Consider the following 26,280-nt stretch of genomic DNA (forward strand, 5'->3'; position numbering starts at 1 on the left):
GTTCCTATGGAAGCAGCGAATTTCACCATGTGGGTTGGATTTGGCTTAATCGCTGTCGCAGTTATTGCTGTTTTCTTTTCTCCTTATCGTCGTTGGTTAGGTTTTATGTTGGCGGGTATGCTCTGCTGGGGACTGTTAGAAGTTGTACGTTTTGGAGTGCAAACGATCTTCGATATATCAGTCGCCTATAGTTATCTGACTGCTTTAAGCCTTGCGATGGTAACGGTTACATTTATCCTTTTACGTGAAGACAAACAAGCACAAAAGCAGCTGGCAAATCGTCAGTATATTGAACATACACCTGTATACAAGGATGATCAGCAACAATGTTCTAGCCGATAATTCATAATAATTCGAATCACAACAAAGGCATGCTGAGCATGCCTTTGTTGCATTCTGTGACAAAGCTTTGGCGGTCTGATCTACAATTGTGCTAGGATACGGTTGTCTTAATTTTCATCATAATACTGTAGGCATAAATGTCATGAAGCTTTCTTCTTTACCAGTGGTTAAGTTACCTATCATTGATGTAAGCACTGATCCTCTTGATTTGTTAGTGGCTGGTTTGGCGTTACGTATGAAGCAATTGGCACGTACTAGCCCGAAGTTTATTGAGTTGGTTCATGACCGTGAGTTCCGTATCCAAATCGGCACTGATTTAGGTATGGCGCGCCAGATTCTTGTTAATCATGGCAAGATTGAAACTGTTGCTGGTAGTCCTGAACAGGCTGATTTCATTTTACAGTTCGCATCTAGCGAGCAAGGTGTGAAAACGTTATTAAAAGGTGATCCAACAGCGTTTATGACTGGGATGCAAGATGGAAGCATCAAAATGGAAGGTGACTTTAGCTTATTGGTTTGGTTCAACCAAGCTGCTAAATTGATTCCACCAAAAGTGCCAAAACCAGTAAAAGAAAAAATTCGTCAAGCCCGTGCATTTATTAAAGAAAAAACGGGTAAATAAACCGATTCCAAAAACTCCCTAAATGGGAGTTTTTTTATTGCGTTATTTTATTCAACTTCAAGCTGAAAGGTCACAGGGCCATCATTAATTAAGTGCACTTTCATATCTGCCGCAAAAATACCTGTTTGTACATTTCCAAATTGTTGTTGAGCATACTCAACGAGTTGTTCATACAGGACTTTTGCGTCGTTAGGGGGCATAGCAGGACCAAAGTCTGGTCGCAAGCCCTTTTGCGTTTGAGCCATTAAGGTAAATTGGGAAACCAATAAGATTCCACCATTGGCTTGACTCACGTTCCAGCCCATCTTACCTTGTTCATCATCAAAAACGCGATATTTTAAAATTTTATCAATCAGCTTATGTCCTTTCTCTAAAGTATCTTCTTTTCCTAAACCTAAAAAAACCAATAAACCTTTCTTAATTTCACCTGTTGTTTGACCGTCGACCTCAACTTTGGCTTCGAGGACTCTTTGAATTAATGCACGCATAGAGGGATTTAAAACTAAGTATTCAATAATTTCAGTAGTCTAGCAGAATTCATGTGCTTATAGAGAGCGTGAGCGACGAGTTTATAAGCTTTGATCTTATTTTTCGATTGCTTTAATTAAAATAATCTTTTTTACCTATTGTTAAAAACTTTGTATAGTGACCATGCAGGAAAGGCATTTATATTTTTGGATTTAACATTATGTTTAAACGAACATTTTTATTTACAATAATTGCGGCAACGCTAAGCACAGCGTATGCGGCACCTTTAACAAAAGATAATGGTGCACCTGTAGGTGATAATCAGAATTCAACAACAGCTGGTGCTAATGGTGCAACGCTGTTACAAGATGTGCAACTTATTCAAAAACTACAACGTTTCGGACGTGAACGTATCCCTGAGCGTGTCGTGCATGCTCGAGGTACAGGTGTATATGGCGAGTTTGTGTCTACTAAAGATTTGTCGGATTTAACTCTGGCTTCTTTGTTCAAAGCAGGAACGAAAACGCCTGTATTTGTTCGATTTTCAACGGTAATTCATCCGAAAGGTTCACCAGAAACTGCACGAGATCCACATGGTTTTGCTGTGAAGTTTTATACCCAGCAAGGTAATTGGGATTTAGTAGGCAATAATTTGCCTGTTTTCTTTATTCGTGATGCGATTAAGTTTCCAGACTTTGTACATGCGATGAAACCTGATCCTGTTACTAATGTTCAAGATCCAAACCGCATTTTTGATTTCTTACAAAGCCAACCATGGTCGATTAATATGTTGACCTATGTTTATTCGAATTTGGGTACGCCTGAGAGTTATCGGACTTTAGATGGCTTTGGTGTACATGCATTCAAGCTCTATAACGACAAAGGTGAGTATAAATACGTTAAATTTAACTGGCGTTCTCAACAAGGTGTAAAAGGCCTGAATTTAGAACAAGTTCGGGAAGTGCAAGGCCGTGATTGGAGTCATTTAACCAATGATATGTATAAGAACATCTATGCTGGAAACTACCCGAAATGGGATTTGTACATTCAAGTGCTTGATCCAAAAGATCTCGACAAATTTGATTTTAATCCGTTAGACGCAACTAAAATCTGGCCGAACGAGCTGGTTCCTGAATTTAAAGTCGGTACATTGACCTTAAATCGTATGCCGAAAAACTTTTTCCAAGAAACTGAGCAATCTGCCTTTGCACCTGGAAATTTAATTCCTGGCATTGAGCCATCTGAGGATCGTTTATTGCAGGGTCGTGTCTTCTCTTATTCTGATACGCAATTGTATCGTTTAGGTGCTAATCATCAGCAAATTCCTGTCAATCGTCCACGAGTTGCAGTCAACAACAATAATCAAGAAGGCTTTATGAATATGGGGCAAACTGAATCCCATGTGAATTATGAACCAAGTCAGATTGAACCAAAACCATCGACTGAAAAAGCCAGAGCTGTTCAGACACCGCTAGAAGGTACGGTGATGCAACATGCAATTCAGAAACAACAACCATATAAACAAGCTGGTGATTTATATCGTAGCTATTCAGCACTAGAGAAAAAAGACTTAATCCGTAATCTAGCTGCAGACTTAGGGCAAGTGAAGCATGTTGAAACCAAAACGGTCATGCTGTCCTATTTCTATAAAGCAGATGCAGATTATGGAACTCGTCTTGCCAAAGCAGTAGGTGCAGATCTGAAAATGGTGCAAGCCAAAGCAGCCCAACTAAAAGATGAATAATATCTTTTAATCTATGTGGTAACAGGTGCTTGAATGTTACCTCCAGAAAGTCCTGTAACCTCAATCGCCTTTCCTGCACCTAGGGCGAGTGTTACAGGCACTTCTTATTCAGATTTTGAGGGTGTTGTTATGATCTATTTTCGCTCGGTATTTCTTGCAACTTGTCTGTTGTGTAGCAGTATAGGAGCTTCGGTTTATGCAGCAATGCCATCTTCACAGGACAATGGTTCAGCAGAAGTCATTGAACTGTTTTTTTCAGCAGCTAAAGTCGGCAATGTTGAAGTTTTACAAGAGTTTTTAAGTCATGGTTTTCCGATTGATGTTCAAGATCATTCGGGTTATACCGCGTTAATGATGGCAAGTTATTATGGGCAGAAAGATGCAGTAAAAGTGTTGCTAGAACAAGGTGCCAATCGTTGTCTTAGAGATAAACGTGGACATACTGCATTAATGGGGGCCATCGTAAAAGCAGAATGGGGTATTGCTAAACAATTGCGTCAAGTCGATTGTGATGCCAATGCCGCTAAAACAGGGCTGTTGACTGCAGAACAGTTTGCTATTCAATTTGGACAACAGCAACGCTTAAAAGACATCCAACCACCAACAGAAAAATAGTATCTGTTTTAGGTAGGTATTTGAATTTAAATAGATACAATGCTTTCAGCTTTATGAAACATAATCAATTGCAATAGATAGAGCCATTTCCTAGAAAAAGTGTGCTTTAATGCTTGAACGATAATAGATTCCAGCCAGTCATGTCTAAACCAATTATTCGATCATTACTAGATACAGACTTATATAAATTCACCATGCTACAGGTGGTGCTACATCAGTTTCCACAAACGCATAGTGTTTATTTATTTCGTTGTCGAAATTTAGATGATACGGTTTATCCTTTATCGGAAATTTTGCCTGAGTTAAATCATCAGCTGGATTTATTGTGTGATTTAAAATTCAAAGAAGATGAATTGCAATACTTACGCTCATTGCGTTTTATCAAAAGTGACTTTGTCGATTATTTAGAACTGTTTCAGCTAAAACGTCGTTTTATTCAGGCCGGTATAGACCAAGCCGGGCGATTAGATATTCGTATTGAAGGACCGATGGTTCAGGCGATGATGTTTGAAATTTTTGTCTTAGCAATCGTCAACGAATTGTATTTTCGTCGTATCCGTACTGATGCTGTATTGGAGGAAGGTGAACACCGATTACAGCAGAAACTGGTTCAGTTGCAACAATATGCTCAAGAGCAACAGGATAATGAACCACCGTTTTTAGTTTCAGACTTTGGTACTCGTCGCCGTTATAGTTTTGATTGGCAAAAACATGTGGTACAAGCGTTTCATGCGGCTGCACCGAAGGTGTTTCGTGGTACCAGTAATGTGCTATTAGCCAAAGAACTGGGTATTAGCCCAATTGGAACGATGGCACACGAGTTTTTACAGGCTTTTCAGGCACTTGATGTAAGATTACGAAATTTCCAAAAGGCAGCATTAGAGGCATGGGTACAAGAGTATCGAGGTGACTTAGGCATTGCATTGACTGATGTCGTTGGTATGGATGCATTCCTACGTGATTTTGACTTGTATTTTGCCAAGCTGTTTGATGGCTTACGGCATGATAGTGGTGATCCTTATGAGTGGGGTGATAAAGCCTATGCACATTATCGTAATCTAAAAATCGACAGTAAAACCAAGATGTTGACCTTTAGTGATGGGCTGAATTTAGAAAAAGCGTGGCATTTACATCATTATTTTAAAGATCGTTTTCAAGTAAGTTTTGGGATTGGAACCAATCTGACCAATGATATGGGGCAAAAACCGCTGAATATTGTATTGAAATTGGTCGAGTGTAATCGTCAATCTGTCGCAAAAATTTCGGATAGTCCAGGGAAGACAATGACTGATAATGATACGTTCTTGGCGTACTTGCGTCAGGTGTTTCAGATTGAAGAAGAGAGTTAGCTTATATCTTCTTTTCTGCTAAACGAATGTAAAAAATCAGGCAAAGATAAAAAGTGAGCTATGCTAAAATCAAACATGATGTGATGACACAAGCGCATAATAATGACTGATATTGATTTTAAACTCGGTTTACTGATTGAGCCTGAACAGCTTGTTCCTTATTTAGGGCATGAGCTAATTCGTGTTGTTGATTTAAGCCGTGCCTCGGTTTATGAACAATTACATATTCCGCATGCTATTCATTTGCAACCTAAATATTTAGTTTCCCAACAAGAACAAGCCAATGGCGTGTTGCCAGATACTGATGGTTTAAATGCTTTAATTAAAAAGTTAAATATTTCTCCCCAGCATCATGTCGTGGTCTATGATGATGAGGGCGGTGCTTGGGCTGGACGTTTAATTTGGAATTTACATTGCCTTGGTTTCACACGAACCAGTCTGATCAATGGTGGCATTCATGCTTGGTTAGGTGCTGGGCTTCCAACAAGTGCTGAAGTTGAGCGTTTTAACCCTGTTCAGGAATTGGTTCAAGTTGATGTGAATGCAGTACAGCAGCATCGTATTGAATATCAAGAGTTATTGGCACAAGTCGAGCAAGGCGATGTTCAATTGTGGGATTGCCGTAGTAATGAGGAATATACAGGGTTACGTTTAGCTGCGCGACGCGGCGGTCACATCCCAAATGCACTGCATTTTGAGTGGAGTACTGCCCTTAATCGTGAAAATCATCTAAAATTGCACCCGCTTGAACGCACTCAACAACGTTTAGAGCAACTCGGCTTTAATTTACAACAACCTGTAGTGGTGTATTGTCAGTCACATCACCGTTCAGGTTTGGCATATATTTTAGCAAGATTGCTTGATTGGCAAGTCAGAGCCTACGATGGTGCGTGGAGTGAATGGGGCAATCGCCTCGATAGTCCTATTACTACAGGGGAGTCACCATCTTGAGTTTCGCAGAAGATTTAAAAAAACAAATTTTTATTAAAGCACAAAATTTAGTACCACAACATCAACTTAGCCGTGTAGTAGGTAAAGTTGCTGCAAGTGAAAATTTTTTGGTGAAAACTGCTGTTATTCAGGCATTTAAAGCAAAATATGGCATTGATATGAGCATTGCCGAGCAAACGAATCCAAATCAATATAAATCATTTAATGAGTTTTTCACACGTGCTTTGAAGCAAGGTGTACGTGGTGTAGATGAGCGTGCCGATAGTATTGTTTGTCCTGCGGATGGTGAGATTTCTCAGCTCGGTAAGATTGAAGTGGGTGATATTTTCCAAGCGAAGGGTCAAAGCTTTTCTGTTGAGAAATTGATTGGCGATCCACAATTAGCAAAACCATTTATTGATGGGCAGTTTGCAACTGTTTATTTGTCACCTAAAGATTATCATCGTGTGCATATGCCATTGGCAGGTACATTGACCGAAACTTTATATATTCCGGGTGAGTTGTTCTCAGTCAACCAAACCACGGCTGAAAATGTTCCAGGTTTATTTGCGCGTAATGAGCGTATGGTGTGTTTGTTTGACACTGAGCTTGGTCGTATGGCAGTGGTGTTGGTTGGTGCAATGATTGTTGCAGGGATTGAAACAGTTGCGACAGGTAAGGTAAAACCGACTGGTCGTGTTGAATTGCAACATCATCAAATGCAGTTAGATAAAGGTGCAGAGTTAGGTCGTTTCTATCTAGGTTCGACTGCAGTGGTTTTATTTGAAAAAGATAGAATGGTTTGGGAAGAGCAGTTTAAAGCCAATTCGACTGTGGTGATGGGTGAGCGTTTAGGTCATTCGGTTTAATTTAGCAGTAATTTTTAAAAAGCCCCGAAATTGGGGCTTTTTTTTGAAATAAATTATTAAAATGAAATGATACAGTGTAGTTCAAATAAGATTATCAAAAGCAGATTTTGTTTTTCAAGGATGTGAAGCCCGTTATAGAAAATAACGCATGTTATTTATCAAAAAATATACATTATTAGATTTATTGGTTAAGTATCTTATTTAAAAAATTATCGCCGTTGAAAATAATGAAAATTTACCAAGTAGATGTATTCAGCAATCAATTATTTAAAGGTAATCCTGCTGCGGTTATCTTGTTAGAACAATGGTTGGATGAATATTTAATGCAAAGCATTGCATTAGAAAATAATTTATCTGAAACTAGTTTTGCAAGAAAAATTGATAATCAAAACTATGAAATTAGATGGTTTTCACCAGTCAAAGAAGTGCAGTTTTGTGGTTATGGTACACTAGCGACCAGTTTTATTATTTTTAAAAATCATCCTGATATTCAATCATTAACTTTTCATGTAACGAATTTAGGCGAGTTTTTTATTACTCGTGGTGAAAAGGGCAAGATTAAAATGAATTTTCCTGTACAGATTCCAAATAGATTAGAGGAAATTCCTCAGGTATTAAGAGATAGCCTGTCTCAAGAAATTGCAGAGGTGTATATCAATCCGCAGGCCTATATTGTGGTCTATCCAAATACGAAATCCGTTTTAAATGAACAACCGAATTTTGATCTGATTAAAAAACTCGGTGAGCGACGTGTTGCAATCACTTCACTAAATGATACTGTAGATGAGGGGCTTGCTGAGTTTGATCTCGTTTCCCGTTACTTTACGCCATCTATGGGAATTGATGAAGATCCTGTCACTGGTTCATTACATACGTCACTTATACCGCTCTGGCAACCATTACTTAAAAAAGAAAATATTGTAGCTTATCAAGCTTCGAAACGAGGTGGTGTGCTGTATTGCAAATTACTTGAAAATGATCGAATTGAAGTGGCAGGAGAATGCCGCTTATATCTAGAAGGTGAAATTTTCATTTAATTAAGGACATAAAAAACAACGTAAGTATTTGCTTACATCGATTAACGTCAATGACCCATGTTCAGCCCCAATCAAATTGCCTAATATGAACTCATCAGGAACAGGAGGTTCCAAAACATAAAACAAAAATAATAAGTTTGAGCATTAGGACGTGAGGTACGACAGGAGTTATACCTAAAGTGCGAAATACGAAAAAGCCCGACAGGATGTCGGGCTTTTTTCATGCTTATTCAGCGATTATAGAGGAACAATGTTCACAGCATTTGGGCCTTTTTGACCTTGAGCAACGCTGAATGAAACTTGTTGACCTTCATATAACGTTTTAAAACCAGAATTTGCGATTTCGCTGAAGTGAGCAAACACATCAGGACCTGATTGTTGTTGAATGAAACCAAAACCTTTAGTTTCGTTAAACCACTTTACTGTACCAGTAACTGTATTAGACATAATATATCCTACTAAATTTTAATAATTTTCAGCCACTTAATGAGGCTATGTATAACTTTGAAAAAAGATAAAGAATTGAGCTTAAGATCTAAAAAAACGGAGGATTATGACTAAAACTGCGATACTTAAAGAAGATTTACTAAACTATACTTTTTCTAGTTATAGGTCATTATACATGGGATTGATTAATATTCAAGTTTTTTATATGTAATATTTATTTTTCTTATATTTTGAACGTTGCATTGCGAGCTCTATGCAAGTTGCATGTGAATTTAGTTGATCTCATAATTTGCTTCCTGTTTTGAATAATGTACGCTTTTTCTTACAACGATTAGGGGTAATGTCCCATATTCATACTGCTTTAAATTCCCTAATATGAACTCATCAGGAACAGGAAGTTCCAAAACATAAAACAAAAATAATAAGTTTGAGCATCAGGACGTGAGGTACGACAGGAGTTGCACCTAGAAACGAAATACCGAAAAAGCCCGACAGGATGTCGGGCTTTTTTTATGTCTATTCAAAGATTTCTTTACTCCAAAGCTCGATCAGTAGTTGAATGGTTTTACTCAAGGGTTTATAGCTGGTCCAAATTGCATGGATGGGCATATCCAGTCCATTGGTAGTATCACTAAATTCTAAACGGACTAAACTGTGCTTGGAAAAATGTTCGGACACGACTGAAAGTGGAAAATTTCCCCAACCCATTCCTTGTTCTACCATATGAATTGCCATTGATAGATTGTCAGTGTACCAATACGAATCAGAAACCAAAATACGAGGGTCGGGTAGAGGATGATTTTTACTGGCGACAATAATTTGTCTAAATTCAGACAACATGGTGAGTTCATTTTTATGTTGTGCTTTAAGTTGTTGTGCTTGTTCCGGGGAAATGGCAGCGACAAATTGTTCAACACCTAATAGTCGAAAGCGTTGATTGATATCGATATTTGATGAGCTATAAGCAATATATAAATCAATTTCATTGTTTTGTAGGCGTACTTTTAATTCTTGCTGTGGTGCACAGACCATTTCAATATTCAAAAGTGGATAGCGCTGAATTAATTGCTCAATGCCCTTTAAGATGATTTTTTGATTGATATCGGCTGCGACACCAATACAGATACGAGTTTCTAATCCTATTGAAAGTTCAGAGAGGTGCATTTCGAGCTGACGTAGCTTTGTCACAATCAGCCTTGCATGGGGTTCAATTGAAAGTGCAATTTCCGTTGGTGCTAGATGATTTTTGCTGCGTTCAAATAATTTTAAATTCAATTCAGCTTCTAAATTGGCAATTGCCATGCTCACTGCGGAAGGAACCCGATTTAAGGTGCGGGCAGCTGCAGAGAAACTTCCTCGATCAATGATTTCTAGAATCAATTCAAGCTGCTCACTGCTCAGTTTCATTGCAATTCCCTTGTCAGTAAATCTGATAACGATTGACTTTTTTTATCAGATCTAAAGCGTAAAATCTAGCCATTGTTGATTTTAAGGTGTGATCATGCAAGGAACGAAACGAAGAGTAACTTATGTTTTTTTCTATGAAGTGTTTAGCTTTTTGATCTGTGCCATGATTTTGGCAGCGCTTTCTGGTACCAGTATGAGTCATACAGGGCCATTATCAGTGCTAATCGCAGTTATTGCGGTGACGGTAAATTTTTTCTACAACTATGTTTTTGAAATGTGGGAAAAACGACAAATTTCTAAAACGCGTACTGTGAAAAGAAGGATCGCACATGCAATCGGGTTTCAAATTGTTTTGGTAACGATCTTGATTCCATTGATTGCGTGGTGGATGCAGATCAGTTTGCTCAAAGCATTTTTATTGGATTTTAGTTTGATGATCCTCATCCCATGTTATACCTTTGTGTATAACTATTTCTTTGATCATATTTTTGGTTTGCCGAGCCATTTACTTGAAGCAAAGCAGTTGAATGCAACAGTAAATAATTAATTCAATTCCAAATCAAAATAGCCGATTTGTTTAGATCGGCTGTCTGTAGTTATTCAACTGCCCATTTATCCAATATAGAGACGTTCTTTTGGAAAAACGGCTGTAAAAGTTGAGCCTTCATTTTCTTTGGAGCTAATTTCGAGATGTGCACCGTGTTGCATCAATACGTGTTTCACAATTGCAAGGCCTAAACCCGTTCCACCTGTTTGGCGGCTACGCGCACTATCCACCCGATAAAATCGCTCAGTTAGACGAGGTAAATGTTTCGGATTTATTCCAATGCCATTGTCTTGAACGGTAAAATAGGCTTGATCCCCATCCTCATGCCATCCAATGGTAATAATGCCACCTTTGGGCGTGTATTTAATCGCATTGGTAATGAGGTTGCTGAAAGCACTGGCAATTTCCATGTCTGAGCCGATCAGATCACAGTGACTATCAATGTCTAAGTTGAGTGTGTGACCATAATCAAGATTGTAGGCACGAGCATCATCAAATAATTGATTCATTAAATTTGCCATCTCAATAATCTGATTTTTTGCAACTTTTTTATTATTTTCGAGATTGGACAAGAGCAATAAGTCATTAACCAATGCATTCATACGTTTGGTTTGTGATTGCATTTGCGTAAAAGCACGTTTCCAGCGAGGGGTGATATCGTCCTGATCAGTAAAGGTTTCGATATAGCCACTGAGTACGGTCAGTGGGGTACGTAACTCATGTGAAATATTATCAACAAAGTCCTTACGCATTTGTTCAAGATTATGCATACGGGTGATGTCATGTGCGACCAAAAGACGGCTTTCACCTCCAAAGCGGGTAATTTTGACTTGCACATAGCGTTCTTCATCCATTTGCGCTTGTAGACGGATGCCATCGGGTGCTTGATCACTATGGTTAAAATATTCAATAAAATTGGGTTGGCGCAAGATCGACAGCAAGTTACGCCCGCGATCCATTGGATTGATACCCAATAATTTTTCTGCGGCTGGATTCCACCATTCGAGCTGATGTTGGTCATCAATCAAGACAACGGCTTCTGCCAACGCTACCAATGATGATTGTGCACGATCAATCAAACCCACCATTTCGGCTTGTACAATACGTTCTTGGCGTTGAGCACGATAGACGTTGAACAATAATGCACCCCAAATCCCATTCAGATTCGGTGGCATATCGTAAGGGCGATTAGAGATCCATTCATTGACGAGATAAAGTGAGCGAAGCTGTAGGATGAAAAACACCACAAAAGCAACGAAGATACAGCTCCAAAAGTATCCAACCCCAAATCCAATTAAGCTTGCAATCAATAAGAAAAATAGTAATAGTCTTAAATCTTGTTTTGCAAACGTCCATAAGCTGCTGTATTGAAAACGTTGATGTTCGCGCGCCAGCTCAGGGACGGGATATGGTTCATACATAAAAGGTTTTAACCTGCTGCCAAATCAGCTCGTGTAGAAAAACGATAACCTGTGCCTCGTACCGTTTGAACAAAACGATCGACACCAAAAGGCTCTAACACTTTGCGCAAACGACGAATATGCACATCAATGGTACGGTCTTCAATATACACATTTCCTCCCCATACTTGGTCAAGTAATTGGGCACGTGTATAAGCACGTTCTGGATGTGTCATAAAGAAGGCGAGTAAACGATATTCAGTTGGGCCCATATCGAGAATGCTGTTGCCAAAGCTTACACGTTGACTTACAGGATCTAGCATTAAGCCATTGGCATCAATCACTTTTTCGCCGCTTAGCGCATTGGCACGACGCAATACCGCTTTGATACGTGAAACCAGTTCGCGGGTTGAAAAAGGTTTGGTCATGTAGTCATCTGCACCTGCATCGAGACCTTGAACCTTATGGTCTTCTTCGCCTCGAGCCGTGAGCATGATTACAGGAATCTCTGCTAAGTTTTCATCTCGTTTCAAACGACGGCACAAATCTACACCGCTTACGCCACCTGGCAGCATCCAATCCAGCAAGATAAGAGCAGGACGCTGATCAACGATAATCTGATGCGCTTGCTTAGCATCCTCAGCTTGTAAACATTGGAAGCCAGCCATATCCAAAGAGGTATGGATCATTTCGCGGATCGGTAGCTCATCATCGACAATTAAAATATAGTCATCTTTCACAGCGCAATACCCTCAAAATCTGTAACGGTTAACCGTTTTGTTGTTATGACAGGCTTATTACAAAGATTAATTATGACAATATCATTGCAAAAGGGTAAATAAAGTCGAATTTAGCAATAAATTGTGACAATTGTGGGGCAGAGGAGTGACTAATTGATGACAATTCACAAATGACTAAAGTAAATAAATTCATCTGTTTAACATCACTGTCTTGTTATCGTCATAATTGTCACAAAACTGTAAAATGATTTTATTTTTTTTGTGTGGTGTTTTCAATAAATGATAAAAACACAGCACAACAAGCAGTTAGAACATCTTCTAAAGGTTGCTTGAAGCCTTCAGAGACCCAACGAATAATAATATGAGTCACATAGCCATTTAGACCTGTTGCCATTAGAGACACTTCTTCTGTGGTTTGCGGTACATTGGGCATGGTAATCATTACAAAGCCTTGGATAATCCGATCGAATTGGGTCAAGGTTTCTTGGATGGTGGCCTGATTGTGTAGATCTTGGACGAGCATCGCATCAATATAAATAATCCGTGCCATCCGAGGGTCATCTCTAATTGTTTTGAGTAGGGCAGATAAACCTGCTGTGACCATATTTTTAGGTTCAGGTGCTGCCATCAATACAGCTTGGGTCAAACAACTTTGCATTTTGCTAATCATACGCAAAAAAACAGTTTGGAATAAATCTTCACTTTTTTTAAATGATTCATAAAAATAGCGTTCAGTGAGTTTTGCTTCATTACAAACATCTTTAACAGTCACAGAGAAAAAACCGTTTGTCCCGTAAGTCGCAATACCCGCCTCGATCAGTTTCTCCCGACGAGCTTCTTTGCGTTCAGTTAAAGACAGACCTTTGAATTGACGTTCTTTGGTTTCGCTATTTTTTTTCTTTGTCTTGGCTTGCTTCTCAGTTGTCATCGAAAAACCGTTCCCTAAAAAAGTCTATATATCGTATGTCTAGCAGTGCTTAGATTGCAAACTGTTTAAAATAATATGTCTTGTTTCTGTCACTTGAGCTAGTAACGTGTGTATGACTCAAATACCAACAGATCTTAGAACGAGCATTTATGACAAGCATTATGTTTGTTCTTGCCATTTGTCTTAAAAGCATAGTGTACTATATTGACAACCGGTATTGTCAAAATTATATTGGTTACAAGTTAAACGGCACATGATCTGAGCGAATATGTGCAAATCATTCGCAATACAAAGGATAGGCAATGAAAAACTTTAAAAATAAAGTCGCAGCGATCACAGGTGCTGGCTCTGGGATTGGACAACAACTGGCACTTTTATTGGCTCAACAAGGTTGCCATTTGTCATTGAGTGATATCAATGAGAAAGGTTTGGCACAGACTGTTGAGTTGGTTAAACAGTATCCAGTTACTGTCACCACCAAAGTTCTTGATGTTTCTAACCGTGATGCGGTGAAACAATGGGCACAAGATACCGTACAAGATCATGGCTCAGTGAATATGATCTTCAACAATGCGGGTGTTGCATTAGGCTCAACAGTAGAAGGTGCAAGCTACGAAGATCTAGAATGGATCGTTGGAATTAACTTTTGGGGCGTGGTTTACGGTACTAAAGAATTCCTACCATTTATTAAACAAACTAAAGATGGCCATATCATCAACATCTCTAGTATTTTTGGCTTAACCTCACAACCAACACAGTCTGCATATAATGCGACCAAATTTGCGGTGCGTGGTTTTACTGAATCGCTTCGCCAAGAGTTGGATATTGAGAAAAGTGGTGTAAGCTCACTTTGTGTACATCCGGGTGGTATCCGTACCAATATTGCAAAAGCTGCAAAAATGAATGACAGCTTAAAGAGCTTAGGGATGGATCCAAGTAAATCAATTAAGCAGTTTGATAAGTTCTTGCGTACCCCACCTGAAGAGGCGGCTCGTCAAATCCTTCAAGCAGTATTGAAAGATAAACGCCGTTTATTAATTGGAACAGATGCTCGTATCGTCGACTCATTCCAGCGTTTATTCCCAACAGGCTATCAACGTATTGCGGCTTTTGCTACCAAAATGCTTTAATTTCTCAGTGACTTGAAGAAAGCCATTCTAAATGAATGGCTTTTTTTAAATCAAAACTTTGATTTTCCCTTTCTTCCAAACGAACTGATAATACGTAGCTTGGAATACACATAGGCAGACAAAAGCCAGAGCATAGGCCATCCAAATTCCTGTTAGTCCCCATAGTGTGGTAAACCAATAAGCACATGGGATCTCGATCAGAAGGATGGTGAAGATATTAATCAACATCGGTACAGTAACCGTTCCGCTGGCACGCATAATTGAAGCAAAAATCGCACTTGCACCAAAAAACAGCAATGACCATAACACGATAAATAATAGCTGCTGCCCCAAAACGACCACTTCAGGATCGGTAATAAACAGTGCCATTAAATATTTGGAAAATAGATAGCCTAAAGCAATTAAGCTACCTGTAAATAGGAAGTTCATGCTTAATGCAGTACGAGTAACGCGACTGAGTAGCTCTGCTTTTCCTGCACCGATGGCTTGTGCTGCGAAAATAGAGGCGGCAATGGCGATGGAAAGTGCTGGAAATTGGATATAGTTCAGAACTTGGTTGACTGCACCATAGGCTGCGGTCGCATTTGCACCATAACGATTGACTAAGCCAATAATCACCAAACCAGCCAATGATGTGGTGACCATTTGAATCCCTGTAGGAATACCTAATTTTAGGATGAGTTTGCTTAACTCTGCATCATGACGCAGATGTTGTAAAAGTTGACGATCGATTTTGAGTGGATGCTTTTTATAATTCAGATAAAAACCCAAAAAAATCAGCACTGCCAAATAACCGATAATACTGGCGATTGCGGGTGCAACAATACCAAGCGCAGGAAAGCCGAAATAACCTTTTAGCAGTATGGGGGTGACGGCTAAGCCAATCAAACTGGTTAAACCCAATGCAATCAGTGGCGTTACGCTATCACCAACACCGCGTAAGATCGAGGTATAAATAATATACACAAAAAGTAATGGGCTACCTGCCATCATCCATTGCACATAAGGCAATGACAGATGCATCACAGTAGGATCAGTACCTAGCAGGATTAAAATATGTTCGGCAAAGAACAACCCGAGGATGGCAATAATACTGCCCCCAATTAAGGTCATAAACAGCGTAGAGCCAATAACGCTACGCACTTTTTCTAGGTTCTGTGCACCCCATGCTTGTCCAATTAAAACGGTTGTTCCAGCAGAAAGTCCAATAATAAAAGCAAGCAAAAAGAACAAGACCGGAAAATATACCGAGACAGCAGCAACAGCATCTACCCCCATCATTTGACCTACAAAGATGGTATTAATCGTTCCCGACAAATTTTGTAAAATATTGGTTGCAATCAGTGGGACGAGAAAAACAAAAAAGGTTTTCCATAGATTGGGTTGCATCACCAAAGGCTGGTGTGGTGTCATTCAAATTCCTTGATACTTCGTCCCGAAAATGGATCTGCTATGTTTTCAACATAGCATAAGCTAGCATCAAGTTATGAGGATTCCGTTGATTTTTTGTTGATTAACACTGCATTAGGATGTCACCTGCTCGTTGAAGCGTTTCATCTGTCTTGGCAAAACAAAAACGAATCAGTCTCAGTGATTTAGGGGCTTGTCGATAAAATACGGAAATAGGGATAGCTACAATTTTATGTTGTTCTGCCAAGAACTGACACATGGTCACATCGTCTAAATCTGGACGGATGGCAGAGTAGTCCAAACTTTGGAAATAGGTGCCTGGTGAGGGAATAAAATTAAAACGCGAATTTTGAATCTGTTGGTTAAATAAATCTCGCTTGGTCTGATAAAAATCAGGCAGTGTTTGAATATGCTCAGGATGGTGTTGCATATAATTGGCGAGCGCGATTTGACAAGGCGTGGTACCACAAAAATTGGCAAATTGGTAAATCTGCCTGAACAACTGCATTAACTGTGGCGTGGCTACACAATAACCAGTTTTCCAGCCTGTAACATGAAAACTTTTGCCAAAAGAACCGATGACAAAACTACGTTCGCGTAATTCTGGAAAGTGCAGTGCGCTGTAATGTTTCTGTCCATCAAAAACGAGATGTTCATAAACCTCATCGGAAAGTACCACAATATTTTTATCTTGAATCAGTTCAATCAATTGCAGCCAGTCTTGTTCTGACCAAATTGCACCTGTTGGATTATGTGGTGTGTTGACAATGATCATACGGGTTTTGGTATTGATGCTGTCTTTGACCTTTTGCCAATTCACTTGAAAGCTGGGTGCATCTAAATGGATATGAACTGATTTTCCGCCTGCAAGCTGTACCGCAGGTGCATAACTGTCATAGCTTGGATCAAAAATGATCACCTCATCATCGGCATGAATACAGGCTTGGATCGCACAGAAAATCGCAATGGTTGCACCCGGAGTAATGGTGATTTCAGTGATAGGATCTAGTTGCAATTGATCATGAACTAAAAATTGCTGTGCCATTTGCTCACGTAAAGCCAATACCCCATCTCCTGCAGGATATTGATTATATCCATTGAGGGTGGCTTGACTGAGTGCTTCAAGTAGCGCCTGCGGAGCAGGAAAATCAGGAAATCCTTGTGATAGATTCAATGCATTGAGCCTATGAGCGAGCTCAGTCATCACGCTAAAAATGGTCACGCCTTGACGAGGAAGTTTTGACTGAAGCTGCAACATCGGCTTTCCTTTTTACAATTTGATTTATTTACAAAACATTTTCAACCACAGCACGTATGATCCCTAAGATCAAACCAATAAACGTACCAACAATGACTCCATTCACACGGATCATGTGTAAATCGCCACCCACTTCACTCTCAATTTTGGCAATCATTTCTCGTGAATCCCACTCATGGATTCGTTCACTGATATAACGAATAATTTTATCGCTGTATTGTTCACTGAAATTGGTCGCTAAACCCACCATTTTAGTATTAAGGACTTGGCGAACTTTATCGTTTTGGATCAAGCTCACACCAAGTTGCTGGATTGCAGCTTGTAAATTGGTGGCAATGCCAGAATCTTCCTGCATCAAATCTGTCTTGATTGCATCACATAAGATTGCGATTGCACCTGTAATAAAATTCAAAACCTGTGGGCTGTCGAGTAGCGCATCTTTACCATTGTTTAAACGTTGGCTGGCTTCACTGTCATTGTCTGCAAGTTCTAACATCAGTTTATGTGTTACAGCTTCAATGTCCTGTCGCCATGGATGGTCTGGATTGGCGAGCATGGATTCAACTCGTTCAATCAGTGAGTCAATGGTACGTTGTTGTACGTCGATACCAATCCAACTTGCACCTTTTGCTAATTTCCACACCCCTAACTCTTTAAACAATGTACGTGATAATTCGCGTGCTTCTTCGGGATGAGAAACCATCCATTCGTGAGCAACATCCAAACCACGCTGTAATACATCTTGATGGAAATCATTGTCCAAAACGGCACGTAACATTTCACTGGCTAGGGTATTGATTTTGGTACTGCGAACCCATTGCACACTGTTATTTTGGACGAAATTGGCAATTTGATCTTGGCTGACAAACTCAAAAATTTTCGGCACCGTTTGTTGAATGATCTGCACCACTTGCCCGTTATTTTTAGGATTGGCAAGCCATTCACCCACAGCCAAACTAATATCGGTGTTTTGTAGGCTACGTTGAACAATGGTCGGAGAAAGGAAATTCTCTTGTACGAAACGTCCCATTGATTCTGCAATACGTGCTTTGTTGCGAGGAATAATCTCAGTATGGTCACGTAACAATTTCGGTAGGGGCATTTTTCCAAATGGATTCCGAAATAACACTGTGACAGCATACCAGTCCGCAAGTCCACCAACGACACCTGCTTCTGCACCTAACATAAAAATATGGATGAGCCATTTATATTCAGGTAGAAAGTGCGCCACGATCATGAGGCTGATCCATACCGAGACAGCAATAATCAGTGCTATCGTGGCAAAGTTTTTACTTCTTTGCAGACTTGGTACGTGGATTTCTTCGGCTGAATTCATTGAGTCATCCTATTCATTCATTTTTTGTTTTGAGGTGGGGCAGGTGGCTGCAACACGTCTCCTGTTGGACTCAATCCGTATTTTTGCCCTAAAGATTGTAAAATCAGCTGCGCATCAAAGGCATCAGGTGCTTGCTGTTGAGTCTTGAAACACTCGATAGTATACGACACTTGGATTGGATCAAGATTGACCACTTGTGGCATATCATAGAATGGATCCGGCCAAAACATGGGATGACGACGATAATAGCCATAAGGATAATAAGGTCGACTTGGATAGATCACCGCTTGGCGTTGCTCTTTAATACGTGCATTACTTGGATCATCAACGACAGTAAAAAATCGGAAACCATTTTTTACTGTCGTTTGAGCTGCTTTTAATAAAGTGATTTCTTCTGCTGTACCATAACTCAGATTATTTCCTGCTTGGAAGCTAATGCGGAAGCTTTTGTTATTTAATGGATAAGCGGTAAATTGACCGAGTTGATCAAAAGTCTTGGGTTGTTTAGGAACAGTTGCACACCCTGCAAAGGTCAATGCGATGAGTACAGGCGTACACATTAATAACGATTTCATATGTTATTCCTCTCTAGAAGATCGGATCAAAAGTGACTGTCTGGTTGAGTTAGAAACTCGAGTTCTTCTGCTGTTGAAACTCGTCCAAGCACCACATTACGATGTGGATAGCGACCAAAACGATCGATGATCACCTTATGTTTTTCTTCAAAGCTTAAATTGATGGGATTGCCTAAGCGTTGAAATAACGTTAGAGCATAGTCGTGAATCATTTTGGATTCACTATGCATAAAGGGCATATATAAAAAAGAGCGTTGTTCTGGACTCAGTTCAGCATCGAGTTGCAAACTAATTGCCTCTTGTGCCAACATCAGTGCCATGCTGTCATAGGCAAAAGCTTGGGCTTGATCTCGATACAAGTTGCGAGAGAATTGATCTAAGATAATTATTTCAGCTAAGCGCCCTTCGGCACTTTGACGCCAAGACCAAAGTTCCGCTTGAGTTGCTTGATGATGGATTGATTGAAAAAGCTCACGAATTTTTGCATCAAAACTCTCGTTTTTAGCAAACCAAAGTGGTTGATGATCGGGAGCAAACCAAAAATTTAGAATGTCTTGTGCTTGCATAAGAAGTTATCCATCAGCAGAATTATTTTTTAATAAAATCACAATTTCGGCATGTCTTAAATAACAAGTTTGTGATAAAAATTGCCAAATTAAATCAGCTGACTAGATGGCAATAGTCGTTATAATTGGCAAAAGCAAGCCACTACTCAGTGTTTGGCCAGTGAATTAATGAGCATATATATTATGAATCAACCCAGCGCACTTTCTTCCTCTGTGATACCAACTTGGGTAGATGCTTCGCAATTGGCAGGTATGTTACGTGGTATCGAGCGTGAAAGTTTGCGTATGCAAAGCAATGGATTTTTATCGCAAAAAAATCATCCAATTGCTTTAGGTTCAGCACTGACACATCCGCATATCACAACAGATTATTCTGAAGCATTAATGGAGTTTATCACGACACCGCATAGTACGATTGCGGCTGCTTTAGATGAATTGAGAGATATTCATCATGTGGTGCATCAGCATTTGCAAGATGGGGAAAAGCTGTGGCCACTTTCTATGCCATGTATGTTGGACGACCATGAAGAAAATATTAGATTGGCGCAGTATGGCACATCCAATATTGGCCGTTTTAAAACTTTATATCGTCACGGTTTAGGTGTGCGTTATGGTCGTCGTATGCAGACCATTTCAGGCGTACATTATAATTTATCCTTTCCAGAGCGATTATTTGAAGATTTACAACAGCATGAAACCAATGCTGAATTAAAGCAGCTCAGTTTACAGGATTATCGTAGCCATCGTTACTTTGGTTTGATTCGTAACTTTATTCGACTGACGCCGTTAGTGATGTATTTGTTGGGCGCTAGTCCATCCGTATGTCGTTGTTTTTTGACTGGTCGTGAACATCACTTACAAGCCTTGATCAAAGGGACATTGTATTTGCCAGAAGCAACGGCTTTACGTATGGGCCGTTTAGGTTATCAAAACTCAGCCCAAAAGCAGCTTGGTATTCACTATAACGATTTGCATGACTACTTAAATGGTTTACAAAAAGCCGTGCACACACCTTATCCTCAATTTACAGCTCTAGGCTTAGATGATGAGCAAGGTGAGCCGATTCAAATCAATGATCATGTTCTACAAATTGAAAATGAATACTATAGTTTGATTCGCCCAAAACAAGTACCAGAACAAGGTGAGACACCTTCCCAAGCGTTAAAAAATCGTGGTGTGGGCTATGTCGAATTACGTGCAGTGGACGTCAATCCATATCGCGCGATTGGAATTGATGAGACTGCAGCTGGGTTCCTAGAAAGTTTAGCTTTGTATTGTTTGTTGAATGACAGCCCTGAATTGTGGGCAGAGGAACAAGATCAGATTGATCTAAATCAAACGGAAATTGTCAATCGAGGGCGTGCGTCAGACGCCAAAATTAAAGATGGGCCATTTGAGATACCTTTCCAAGATTGGGCCCAACGTCATCTTAGTCAGATTCAAGCCTGCGCGATTTTATTGGATCAAATGGATCGCACTTCACTATATCAAGATGCTGTACAGATCATGCAGCATCGCTTGCATCAGGTTGAGAATACCCTTTCTGCACAGGTGATTAACGATACCTTGCAATATGGAGGGACATGGAACTTTGGTAGTCTCATGGCTCAACAGCATGTACAGGATTATGAGCAACACCAAATCAGTTTAGAAAGAAAACAATATTTCGAACATTTGGCACAAACTTCGTTGCAAAAACAGTGGCAACTCGAACAAGATAATCACATGAGTTTTGCAGAATATCTTGCACAATACCGATAGGGTCTGCTGATATTTTATCTTAGGAGCTATTGTTCTTATTGCGGCAGAGGACATTTTTTAGAGGATTTTCCATGCGCTGGAATTATCGTTTGGTCAGTGCTGTATTGGTACTGACGAGCATTATTGGGCTCGCATTTGCATTATATTTAGAACACGTGCAAGGTCTAGAACCTTGTCCTTTATGTATTTTCCAGCGAATTGGTTTAATTGGCATGGGCTTAATTGCATTAGTTGCATTTATTCACAACCCAATTTCAAACTTTTTTAAACGCTTTTATGCCTTGTTGGCAACTTTGGCGATTGGATGGTCAGCTGGTGTTGCCGCACGGCATGTCTGGTTACAGCATTTACCACCAGATCAAGTACCGAGCTGTGGACCAGGCTTAGACTATTTGGTTGATGTCTTGCCGATGAGAGCGGTATTGCAGCAAGTGCTGTCTGGCTCAGGAGAGTGTGCCATGGTTGATTGGAGTTTTCTGGGACAATCACTACCTGTTTGGTCTTTGATCTATTTCAGCCTGATCCTTGTGATTTGTTTATGGCAACTCTTTAGAAAATATCCTGCTTAATTGGTAAAAAAAGCCAACATGATGTTGGCTTTTTTATTGGATAAAATTTGGAGCACTGTTTAGGTTTCAACAATTCCTTCCAGATCTTCAAAGCTATGATTATTTGGAATATTAATGAGATGTGTTTGAACACCTGCTTCAACTTTATCGCTGACATCTGGATATAACCAACGCGTAATTTGTTCTGCGACACTGGAGTGGTATTGAATCTCAAAATGGTTCAAACCATAGAAAACCGCTTTATGTGTATCAGGAAGTTTAAGTTGGAAGCGAGGATTTGGGTGTTCACCTAAAGCACTTTTAACACTTACCAAATAGTCACCAATCACGGTGAGCGCTTTGGTTCTAAGCTTTTCGAACTCGAGTGTACCTGCGATGAGGAAGGTATTGATATGTGATGGTAAAGGTGCTGGTTTACGATTGTCATCTTCAAAACCAATCCGTGCATCATTATGTTCCCAGTCATCATCACGTACGCTACCATGACGTAAATCTAAAATCCCATTACTGCGAATATTGACCAATTGACCGATAAGGCTAATAAATGGAAATGCGCCGAGTTTATCTTGCAGAATGAAACCAAAACGTTCAAGTACTGCACCATGATGCGGTGAGCCAATGCAGACCAAATTTTCAACCATGTGAACCCATTGGCATAGGTTCTGCTTACCATAGAACAGAGCACTACGAGAGACTAATCCTCCCATACTATGCCCAATCAAATCGATACTGGTGATGCGTGGATTACGTTGAACTAAATCTTCTAGCACATTGGCAAAGCTACGACCATTGGCTGAAATACGACGCCCTGTATTGTAGTTGAGATACAGCATGGTGTTGTTATCACGTTGCGCAAGCAAGCGTTCACCAATGCCACCATAGCGATGATTCGACCAAGTTAAATGGTTCATACAAAGACCATGTGTCAAAATGACTACACGACCTGTGAGTTCACCTTGTTGTAATGAACCATAGTGATCATACAGCACCATAGGGAGTGCCATCGGGTTATGCTGTTTTAAGAAAAAATCACCAAAGATTCCATTGAGTGCGCCGACTACAAAGTGTAAAGAAGGACTCAACGGCTTGTCATGTAATACTGGAAATTTAGCAATGACTCTGCGCAAGTTTGGTGCAAGGAAGCTAACGCCGTATTTTTGAATCGCGACATAGGAGAATTGGTAAAATCTCTGTAATTGTGGGTGCTTTTGTAATTTTCTGGCTTTTTGAGCACTTAAACCGAGGGTTGTCCGTAACACCTCTGTTTGTACCAATTGCACTAATTCGTGCACCCCGCTTAAGCTGGTGCTTACGAGTTGTGCCAAACCTTCCAAAACATCCGCCTGACTGGGAGGGGTACTGTCCCATTTACAGTAGGTTTCATGTAGAGGTGTTAAACTTGGCATATTGATTTCCTCATCCTTGATATATACCGAAGGTTTGAAGTTATTAACCTAACATTGTTTAGATAAACTACAGCAAACACGCGCATCTTTTCTTGTTTCAATCGCATTTTTTTTAGAATACTGATGAACGGTGTGTAGTATCGTTTTTTGTGTCGGACAATTTCGGGCTTATCTGCAAATTATATTGTTATTTGTTTATCAATTATGATTAATAGTGTGATCTATTTGGCTATAAGTCAAGCGATTCACCTCCTGAGTGCGTATGCAAATTATCTATTTACATGGTTTTAGAAGTAGCCCGATGTCAAAAAAAGGGCAGCAATTGCATCAATATTGTGCAAATCATCGTCATATTCACGTGCATTTGCCTGATCTAAATCTGGCCCCACAACGTGTCATGCATGAACTCTCTAAGTTGATTGAGAGTTTACCATGTGATCAAGTGGTCTTGGTCGGAAGTAGCTTAGGTGGATTTTACGCGACCTATCTTGTCGCACGCTATGCATGCCCCGCTGTTTTGATTAATCCAGCTATGCGACCATGGCAACTGTTTCAAGATTTATTTGGGATTGAACAGATTCCACTCAAAGTGACGGATTCATGGACACTTGATATAGATCAATTGCAGCAATTACAATCGATTGCTGAGACTCGCTTAGTCCATGCTGATAAAATTCTGGTGTTGTTGCAACAAGGTGATGAAGTCTTGGATTATCGTCAAGCACAAGGCTATTATAGTGCAGTGCATCCATCATCATTGATTTTAACCGACGCTAATGGTAATCATGCAATGGATGATTTTGAAGAAAAATTACCTTTAGTACTCGAATTTTTATCGGCAGCCCTGCAAAAAGGAAGTCAGACCAAGTGACACAATACACGGCACAATCCCTTGAAGTTCTTTCTGGTTTAGATCCTGTTCGTCGTCGTCCCGGGATGTATACTGATACCTCACGTCCAAATCACTTGGCGCAAGAGGTGATTGATAATGCCGTCGATGAGGCACTTGCCGGTCATGCCAATCAAGTGACGGTTACGGTTTATGAAGATGGTTCATTATCTGTAGAAGACAATGGTCGAGGAATGCCAGTTGATATTCACCCAGAATATGGACAAAGTGGTATCGAAATTATTCTGACCAAGCTCCATGCAGGCGGCAAGTTCAGTACAGATAACTATCAGTTTTCGGGTGGTTTGCATGGCGTTGGTATCTCTGTGGTCAATGCGTTATCTACACGGGTTGAAGTTGCTGTACAACGCCAAGGTAACTTGTACCAGATGGCATTTGAGCAAGGTGAACCTGTCGCACCATTATCTGTTTTAGAAGGCAAAGTGGCGAAACGTGCGACAGGGACAACGGTACGTTTCTGGCCAGAAGCAAAATATTTTGATAGTCCAAAGTTCGCATTAAAAGCACTGAAACATAACCTTAAAGCCAAAGCGGTTTTAGCGGCAGGCTTAAAAATTATTTATGACGATAAAATCAATAATGAAAAGATTGAATGGCAGTTTGAAAATGGTCTAGTTGACTATTTGATGGATGAACTCGAAGACCGTGAGATTCTGCCAGCGCCCGCTTTTGTGAGTAGCGGACAAGCGGAACGTGCTGCTTGTGAGTTTGCGATTTGCTGGAATGCTGAGGGTGGTGAACAGATTCAAGAAAGTTATGTCAACTTGATTCCAACTGCACAAGGTGGTACCCATGTCAATGGATTACGATCTGGTGTGACAGAAGCGTTGCGCGAGTTCTGTGAATTACGTAATTTATTACCGCGCAATATGAAGCTTTCAGCCGAAGACGTGTGGGATGGGGTAAATTTCATTCTGTCTTTGAAATTCCAAGAGCCTCAATTCTCAGGGCAGACCAAAGAACGCCTATCTAGTCGTGAAGCTTCGAATATTGTTCTCAATATTGCCAAAGATGCATTTGCATTATGGTTAAACCAACATGCCGAGATTGCGACTCAATTAGCTGAGATGGCAATCGCCAAAGCGGGGCGCCGTTTAAAAGCAGCTAAGAAAGTTGAACGTAAGAAGATTGTAGCTGGGCCTGCATTACCTGGAAAATTAGCAGACTGTGTGGGCTTAACCCGTGAAGATAGTGAACTCTTTATCGTCGAAGGGGACTCTGCTGGTGGTAGTGCTAAACAAGCACGAGATAAGAATTTCCAAGCGATTATGCCGATCCGTGGCAAAATCTTAAATACTTGGGAAGTATCTTCGGATGAGGTATTAGCATCTCAGGAAGTACATGATATTGCGATTGCGATCGGGGTTGATCCTGGCAGTGATGATCTATCAGAACTGCGCTACGGAAAAATTTGTATCCTTGCTGATGCGGATTCGGATGGACTGCACATTGCAACATTATTGTGCGCTTTGTTTGTGAAGCATTTCCCGACATTGGTGGAAGAAGGTCATTTATATGTTGCCATGCCGCCATTATATCGAATTGATATCGGAAAAGATGTGCACTACGCATTGGATGATGATGAGCTAGAAGCGATTCTAAAAAATATTAAAGGGAATAAAAATCCACAAATCACTCGATTTAAAGGATTGGGTGAGATGAACGCCAGCCAACTACGTGAAACCACGATGGATCCAGATACACGTCGTCTAGTGCAGTTGGACTTGGATGATGCACATTTAACCGCTGGTTTACTGGATAAGTTACTTGCGAAAAAGCGAGCGGCTGATCGTAAACATTGGTTAGAGCAAAAAGGCAATTTGGCCGATATTGCGGTTTAGATGATGGGCTAAGCTCAACGGAAAAAGCCAAGCAGATGCTTGGCTTTTTTATGAAGATCAAAAATGCATCATT

Annotated in this window: 26 protein-coding genes; 14 read left to right on the forward strand and 12 right to left on the reverse strand. The window is 40.1% G+C overall.

The window, feature by feature from the left end:
* Positions 1-6 precede the first annotated feature (6 nt).
* Both aciT and F2A31_RS00380 read left to right on the forward strand, forming a co-directional pair.
* Positions 7-342 (forward strand): ciprofloxacin tolerance protein AciT, encoded by a 336-nt coding sequence (gene aciT, locus F2A31_RS00375; protein ID WP_004637201.1) that lies wholly within the window; start codon positions 7-9, stop codon positions 340-342.
* A gap of 142 nt (positions 343-484) precedes the next feature.
* On the forward strand, positions 485-964 hold the full coding sequence (locus F2A31_RS00380) for an SCP-2 sterol transfer family protein (RefSeq protein WP_150024664.1): 480 nt from the start codon (positions 485-487) through the stop codon (positions 962-964).
* Between the two features lie 47 nt (positions 965-1,011).
* On the opposite strand, the gene dtd is transcribed toward F2A31_RS00380, so the two are convergent.
* Positions 1,012-1,452, reverse strand: a complete 441-nt coding sequence (dtd, locus tag F2A31_RS00385; protein ID WP_150024666.1) for a D-aminoacyl-tRNA deacylase — start codon at positions 1,450-1,452, stop codon at positions 1,012-1,014.
* A gap of 200 nt (positions 1,453-1,652) precedes the next feature.
* Between dtd and F2A31_RS00390 the strand changes: the two genes are divergently transcribed.
* The 6 genes from F2A31_RS00390 (at position 1,653) to F2A31_RS00415 (ending at position 7,976) form a co-directional block, all read left to right on the forward strand.
* Positions 1,653-3,176 (forward strand): catalase, encoded by a 1,524-nt coding sequence (locus tag F2A31_RS00390; protein ID WP_150024668.1) that lies wholly within the window; start codon positions 1,653-1,655, stop codon positions 3,174-3,176.
* Positions 3,177-3,305: 129 nt separating this feature from the next.
* Complete coding sequence (locus F2A31_RS00395; protein ID WP_150027596.1) at positions 3,306-3,791, forward strand: ankyrin repeat domain-containing protein; 486 nt, start codon at positions 3,306-3,308, stop codon at positions 3,789-3,791.
* Between the two features lie 140 nt (positions 3,792-3,931).
* Positions 3,932-5,140, forward strand: a complete 1,209-nt coding sequence (gene pncB / locus F2A31_RS00400; RefSeq protein ID WP_150024670.1) for a nicotinate phosphoribosyltransferase — start codon at positions 3,932-3,934, stop codon at positions 5,138-5,140.
* A gap of 102 nt (positions 5,141-5,242) precedes the next feature.
* On the forward strand, positions 5,243-6,091 hold the full coding sequence (locus F2A31_RS00405) for a sulfurtransferase (protein ID WP_150024672.1): 849 nt from the start codon (positions 5,243-5,245) through the stop codon (positions 6,089-6,091).
* Positions 6,088-6,939, forward strand: a complete 852-nt coding sequence (gene asd, locus F2A31_RS00410; protein WP_150024674.1) for an archaetidylserine decarboxylase — start codon at positions 6,088-6,090, stop codon at positions 6,937-6,939. Before F2A31_RS00405 ends, asd begins: the two co-directional genes overlap by 4 nt.
* A gap of 227 nt (positions 6,940-7,166) precedes the next feature.
* On the forward strand, positions 7,167-7,976 hold the full coding sequence (locus F2A31_RS00415; RefSeq protein WP_150024676.1) for a PhzF family phenazine biosynthesis protein: 810 nt from the start codon (positions 7,167-7,169) through the stop codon (positions 7,974-7,976).
* Between the two features lie 237 nt (positions 7,977-8,213).
* Here F2A31_RS00415 and F2A31_RS00420 read toward each other — a convergent pair whose 3' ends face one another.
* Both F2A31_RS00420 and F2A31_RS00425 read right to left on the reverse strand, forming a co-directional pair.
* Positions 8,214-8,423, reverse strand: coding sequence for a cold-shock protein (locus F2A31_RS00420; protein WP_004641656.1), 210 nt, complete (start codon positions 8,421-8,423; stop codon positions 8,214-8,216).
* A gap of 516 nt (positions 8,424-8,939) precedes the next feature.
* Entirely contained in the window at positions 8,940-9,830 is an 891-nt protein-coding gene (locus F2A31_RS00425) for a LysR family transcriptional regulator (RefSeq protein WP_150024678.1), read from the reverse strand.
* A gap of 94 nt (positions 9,831-9,924) precedes the next feature.
* Here F2A31_RS00425 and F2A31_RS00430 point away from each other — a divergent pair, with 94 nt between their 5' ends.
* Entirely contained in the window at positions 9,925-10,377 is a 453-nt protein-coding gene (locus tag F2A31_RS00430) for a PACE efflux transporter (protein WP_150024680.1), read from the forward strand.
* 65 nt (positions 10,378-10,442) lie between these two features.
* On the opposite strand, the gene phoR is transcribed toward F2A31_RS00430, so the two are convergent.
* The 3 genes from phoR to F2A31_RS00445 form a co-directional block, all read right to left on the reverse strand.
* The gene (gene phoR, locus F2A31_RS00435) at positions 10,443-11,798 is read right to left on the reverse strand and encodes a phosphate regulon sensor histidine kinase PhoR (protein WP_004641648.1); all 1,356 of its coding nucleotides are present in this window, start codon (positions 11,796-11,798) and stop codon (positions 10,443-10,445) included.
* Between the two features lie 8 nt (positions 11,799-11,806).
* Positions 11,807-12,517: a phosphate regulon transcriptional regulator PhoB gene (gene phoB / locus F2A31_RS00440; protein ID WP_004659793.1), complete on the reverse strand. Its 711-nt coding sequence runs from the start codon at positions 12,515-12,517 to the stop codon at positions 11,807-11,809.
* 250 nt (positions 12,518-12,767) lie between these two features.
* Positions 12,768-13,445 (reverse strand): TetR/AcrR family transcriptional regulator, encoded by a 678-nt coding sequence (locus tag F2A31_RS00445; RefSeq protein ID WP_150024682.1) that lies wholly within the window; start codon positions 13,443-13,445, stop codon positions 12,768-12,770.
* 302 nt (positions 13,446-13,747) lie between these two features.
* Here F2A31_RS00445 and F2A31_RS00450 point away from each other — a divergent pair, with 302 nt between their 5' ends.
* A complete protein-coding gene (locus F2A31_RS00450; protein WP_150024684.1) occupies positions 13,748-14,575 on the forward strand; it encodes an SDR family NAD(P)-dependent oxidoreductase in 828 nt (275 codons plus the stop codon).
* Between the two features lie 45 nt (positions 14,576-14,620).
* Here the strand turns inward: F2A31_RS00450 and F2A31_RS00455 are convergent, their stop codons facing one another.
* The 5 genes from F2A31_RS00455 to F2A31_RS00475 form a co-directional block, all read right to left on the reverse strand.
* Positions 14,621-15,988 (reverse strand): MATE family efflux transporter, encoded by a 1,368-nt coding sequence (locus tag F2A31_RS00455; protein ID WP_008942115.1) that lies wholly within the window; start codon positions 15,986-15,988, stop codon positions 14,621-14,623.
* A gap of 100 nt (positions 15,989-16,088) precedes the next feature.
* Positions 16,089-17,243: a methionine aminotransferase gene (locus F2A31_RS00460; RefSeq protein ID WP_150024686.1), complete on the reverse strand. Its 1,155-nt coding sequence runs from the start codon at positions 17,241-17,243 to the stop codon at positions 16,089-16,091.
* A 28-nt stretch (positions 17,244-17,271) separates the two neighbouring features.
* A complete protein-coding gene (locus tag F2A31_RS00465; RefSeq protein ID WP_150024688.1) occupies positions 17,272-18,579 on the reverse strand; it encodes a DUF445 domain-containing protein in 1,308 nt (435 codons plus the stop codon).
* Positions 18,580-18,596: 17 nt separating this feature from the next.
* Positions 18,597-19,154: a CC0125/CC1285 family lipoprotein gene (locus F2A31_RS00470; protein ID WP_150024690.1), complete on the reverse strand. Its 558-nt coding sequence runs from the start codon at positions 19,152-19,154 to the stop codon at positions 18,597-18,599.
* 26 nt (positions 19,155-19,180) lie between these two features.
* Entirely contained in the window at positions 19,181-19,720 is a 540-nt protein-coding gene (locus F2A31_RS00475; RefSeq protein ID WP_150024692.1) for a DUF924 family protein, read from the reverse strand.
* 183 nt (positions 19,721-19,903) lie between these two features.
* Between F2A31_RS00475 and gshA the strand changes: the two genes are divergently transcribed.
* Positions 19,904-21,481, forward strand: a complete 1,578-nt coding sequence (gene gshA, locus F2A31_RS00480; RefSeq protein WP_150024694.1) for a glutamate--cysteine ligase — start codon at positions 19,904-19,906, stop codon at positions 21,479-21,481.
* 71 nt (positions 21,482-21,552) lie between these two features.
* Positions 21,553-22,050 (forward strand): disulfide bond formation protein B, encoded by a 498-nt coding sequence (locus tag F2A31_RS00485; protein WP_150024696.1) that lies wholly within the window; start codon positions 21,553-21,555, stop codon positions 22,048-22,050.
* Positions 22,051-22,109: 59 nt separating this feature from the next.
* On the opposite strand, the gene F2A31_RS00490 is transcribed toward F2A31_RS00485, so the two are convergent.
* Positions 22,110-23,456, reverse strand: a complete 1,347-nt coding sequence (locus F2A31_RS00490; RefSeq protein ID WP_150024698.1) for a PGAP1-like alpha/beta domain-containing protein — start codon at positions 23,454-23,456, stop codon at positions 22,110-22,112.
* 262 nt (positions 23,457-23,718) lie between these two features.
* On the opposite strand from F2A31_RS00490, the gene F2A31_RS00495 reads away from it, so the two are divergent.
* Both F2A31_RS00495 and parE read left to right on the forward strand, forming a co-directional pair.
* The gene (locus F2A31_RS00495; RefSeq protein ID WP_150024700.1) at positions 23,719-24,327 is read left to right on the forward strand and encodes a YqiA/YcfP family alpha/beta fold hydrolase; all 609 of its coding nucleotides are present in this window, start codon (positions 23,719-23,721) and stop codon (positions 24,325-24,327) included.
* A complete protein-coding gene (gene parE / locus F2A31_RS00500) occupies positions 24,324-26,207 on the forward strand; it encodes a DNA topoisomerase IV subunit B (RefSeq protein WP_150024702.1) in 1,884 nt (627 codons plus the stop codon). Before F2A31_RS00495 ends, parE begins: the two co-directional genes overlap by 4 nt.
* The last annotated feature ends 73 nt before the right edge of the window (positions 26,208-26,280 follow it).

The sequence above is a fragment of the Acinetobacter suaedae genome (assembly GCF_008630915.1).
Classification (GTDB): Bacteria; Pseudomonadota; Gammaproteobacteria; order Pseudomonadales; family Moraxellaceae; genus Acinetobacter; species Acinetobacter suaedae.

What these genes read in the sequence shown, in the direction of transcription:
- aciT (WP_004637201.1), top strand. Translation starts at nt 7, where the DNA reads ATGGAAGCAGCGAATTTCACCATGTGGGTTGGATTTGGCTTAATCGCT.
- F2A31_RS00380 (WP_150024664.1), top strand. Translation starts at nt 485, where the DNA reads ATGAAGCTTTCTTCTTTACCAGTGGTTAAGTTACCTATCATTGATGTA.
- dtd (WP_150024666.1), bottom strand. Translation starts at nt 1,452, where the DNA reads ATGCGTGCATTAATTCAAAGAGTCCTCGAAGCCAAAGTTGAGGTCGAC.
- F2A31_RS00390 (WP_150024668.1), top strand. Translation starts at nt 1,653, where the DNA reads ATGTTTAAACGAACATTTTTATTTACAATAATTGCGGCAACGCTAAGC.
- F2A31_RS00395 (WP_150027596.1), top strand. Translation starts at nt 3,306, where the DNA reads ATGATCTATTTTCGCTCGGTATTTCTTGCAACTTGTCTGTTGTGTAGC.
- pncB (WP_150024670.1), top strand. Translation starts at nt 3,932, where the DNA reads ATGTCTAAACCAATTATTCGATCATTACTAGATACAGACTTATATAAA.
- F2A31_RS00405 (WP_150024672.1), top strand. Translation starts at nt 5,243, where the DNA reads ATGACTGATATTGATTTTAAACTCGGTTTACTGATTGAGCCTGAACAG.
- F2A31_RS00415 (WP_150024676.1), top strand. Translation starts at nt 7,167, where the DNA reads ATGAAAATTTACCAAGTAGATGTATTCAGCAATCAATTATTTAAAGGT.
- F2A31_RS00420 (WP_004641656.1), bottom strand. Translation starts at nt 8,423, where the DNA reads ATGTCTAATACAGTTACTGGTACAGTAAAGTGGTTTAACGAAACTAAA.
- F2A31_RS00425 (WP_150024678.1), bottom strand. Translation starts at nt 9,830, where the DNA reads ATGAAACTGAGCAGTGAGCAGCTTGAATTGATTCTAGAAATCATTGAT.
- F2A31_RS00430 (WP_150024680.1), top strand. Translation starts at nt 9,925, where the DNA reads ATGCAAGGAACGAAACGAAGAGTAACTTATGTTTTTTTCTATGAAGTG.
- phoR (WP_004641648.1), bottom strand. Translation starts at nt 11,798, where the DNA reads ATGTATGAACCATATCCCGTCCCTGAGCTGGCGCGCGAACATCAACGT.
- F2A31_RS00445 (WP_150024682.1), bottom strand. Translation starts at nt 13,445, where the DNA reads ATGACAACTGAGAAGCAAGCCAAGACAAAGAAAAAAAATAGCGAAACC.
- F2A31_RS00450 (WP_150024684.1), top strand. Translation starts at nt 13,748, where the DNA reads ATGAAAAACTTTAAAAATAAAGTCGCAGCGATCACAGGTGCTGGCTCT.
- F2A31_RS00455 (WP_008942115.1), bottom strand. Translation starts at nt 15,988, where the DNA reads ATGACACCACACCAGCCTTTGGTGATGCAACCCAATCTATGGAAAACC.
- F2A31_RS00460 (WP_150024686.1), bottom strand. Translation starts at nt 17,243, where the DNA reads ATGTTGCAGCTTCAGTCAAAACTTCCTCGTCAAGGCGTGACCATTTTT.
- F2A31_RS00465 (WP_150024688.1), bottom strand. Translation starts at nt 18,579, where the DNA reads ATGAATTCAGCCGAAGAAATCCACGTACCAAGTCTGCAAAGAAGTAAA.
- F2A31_RS00470 (WP_150024690.1), bottom strand. Translation starts at nt 19,154, where the DNA reads ATGAAATCGTTATTAATGTGTACGCCTGTACTCATCGCATTGACCTTT.
- F2A31_RS00475 (WP_150024692.1), bottom strand. Translation starts at nt 19,720, where the DNA reads ATGCAAGCACAAGACATTCTAAATTTTTGGTTTGCTCCCGATCATCAA.
- gshA (WP_150024694.1), top strand. Translation starts at nt 19,904, where the DNA reads ATGAATCAACCCAGCGCACTTTCTTCCTCTGTGATACCAACTTGGGTA.
- F2A31_RS00485 (WP_150024696.1), top strand. Translation starts at nt 21,553, where the DNA reads ATGCGCTGGAATTATCGTTTGGTCAGTGCTGTATTGGTACTGACGAGC.
- F2A31_RS00490 (WP_150024698.1), bottom strand. Translation starts at nt 23,456, where the DNA reads ATGCCAAGTTTAACACCTCTACATGAAACCTACTGTAAATGGGACAGT.
- F2A31_RS00495 (WP_150024700.1), top strand. Translation starts at nt 23,719, where the DNA reads ATGCAAATTATCTATTTACATGGTTTTAGAAGTAGCCCGATGTCAAAA.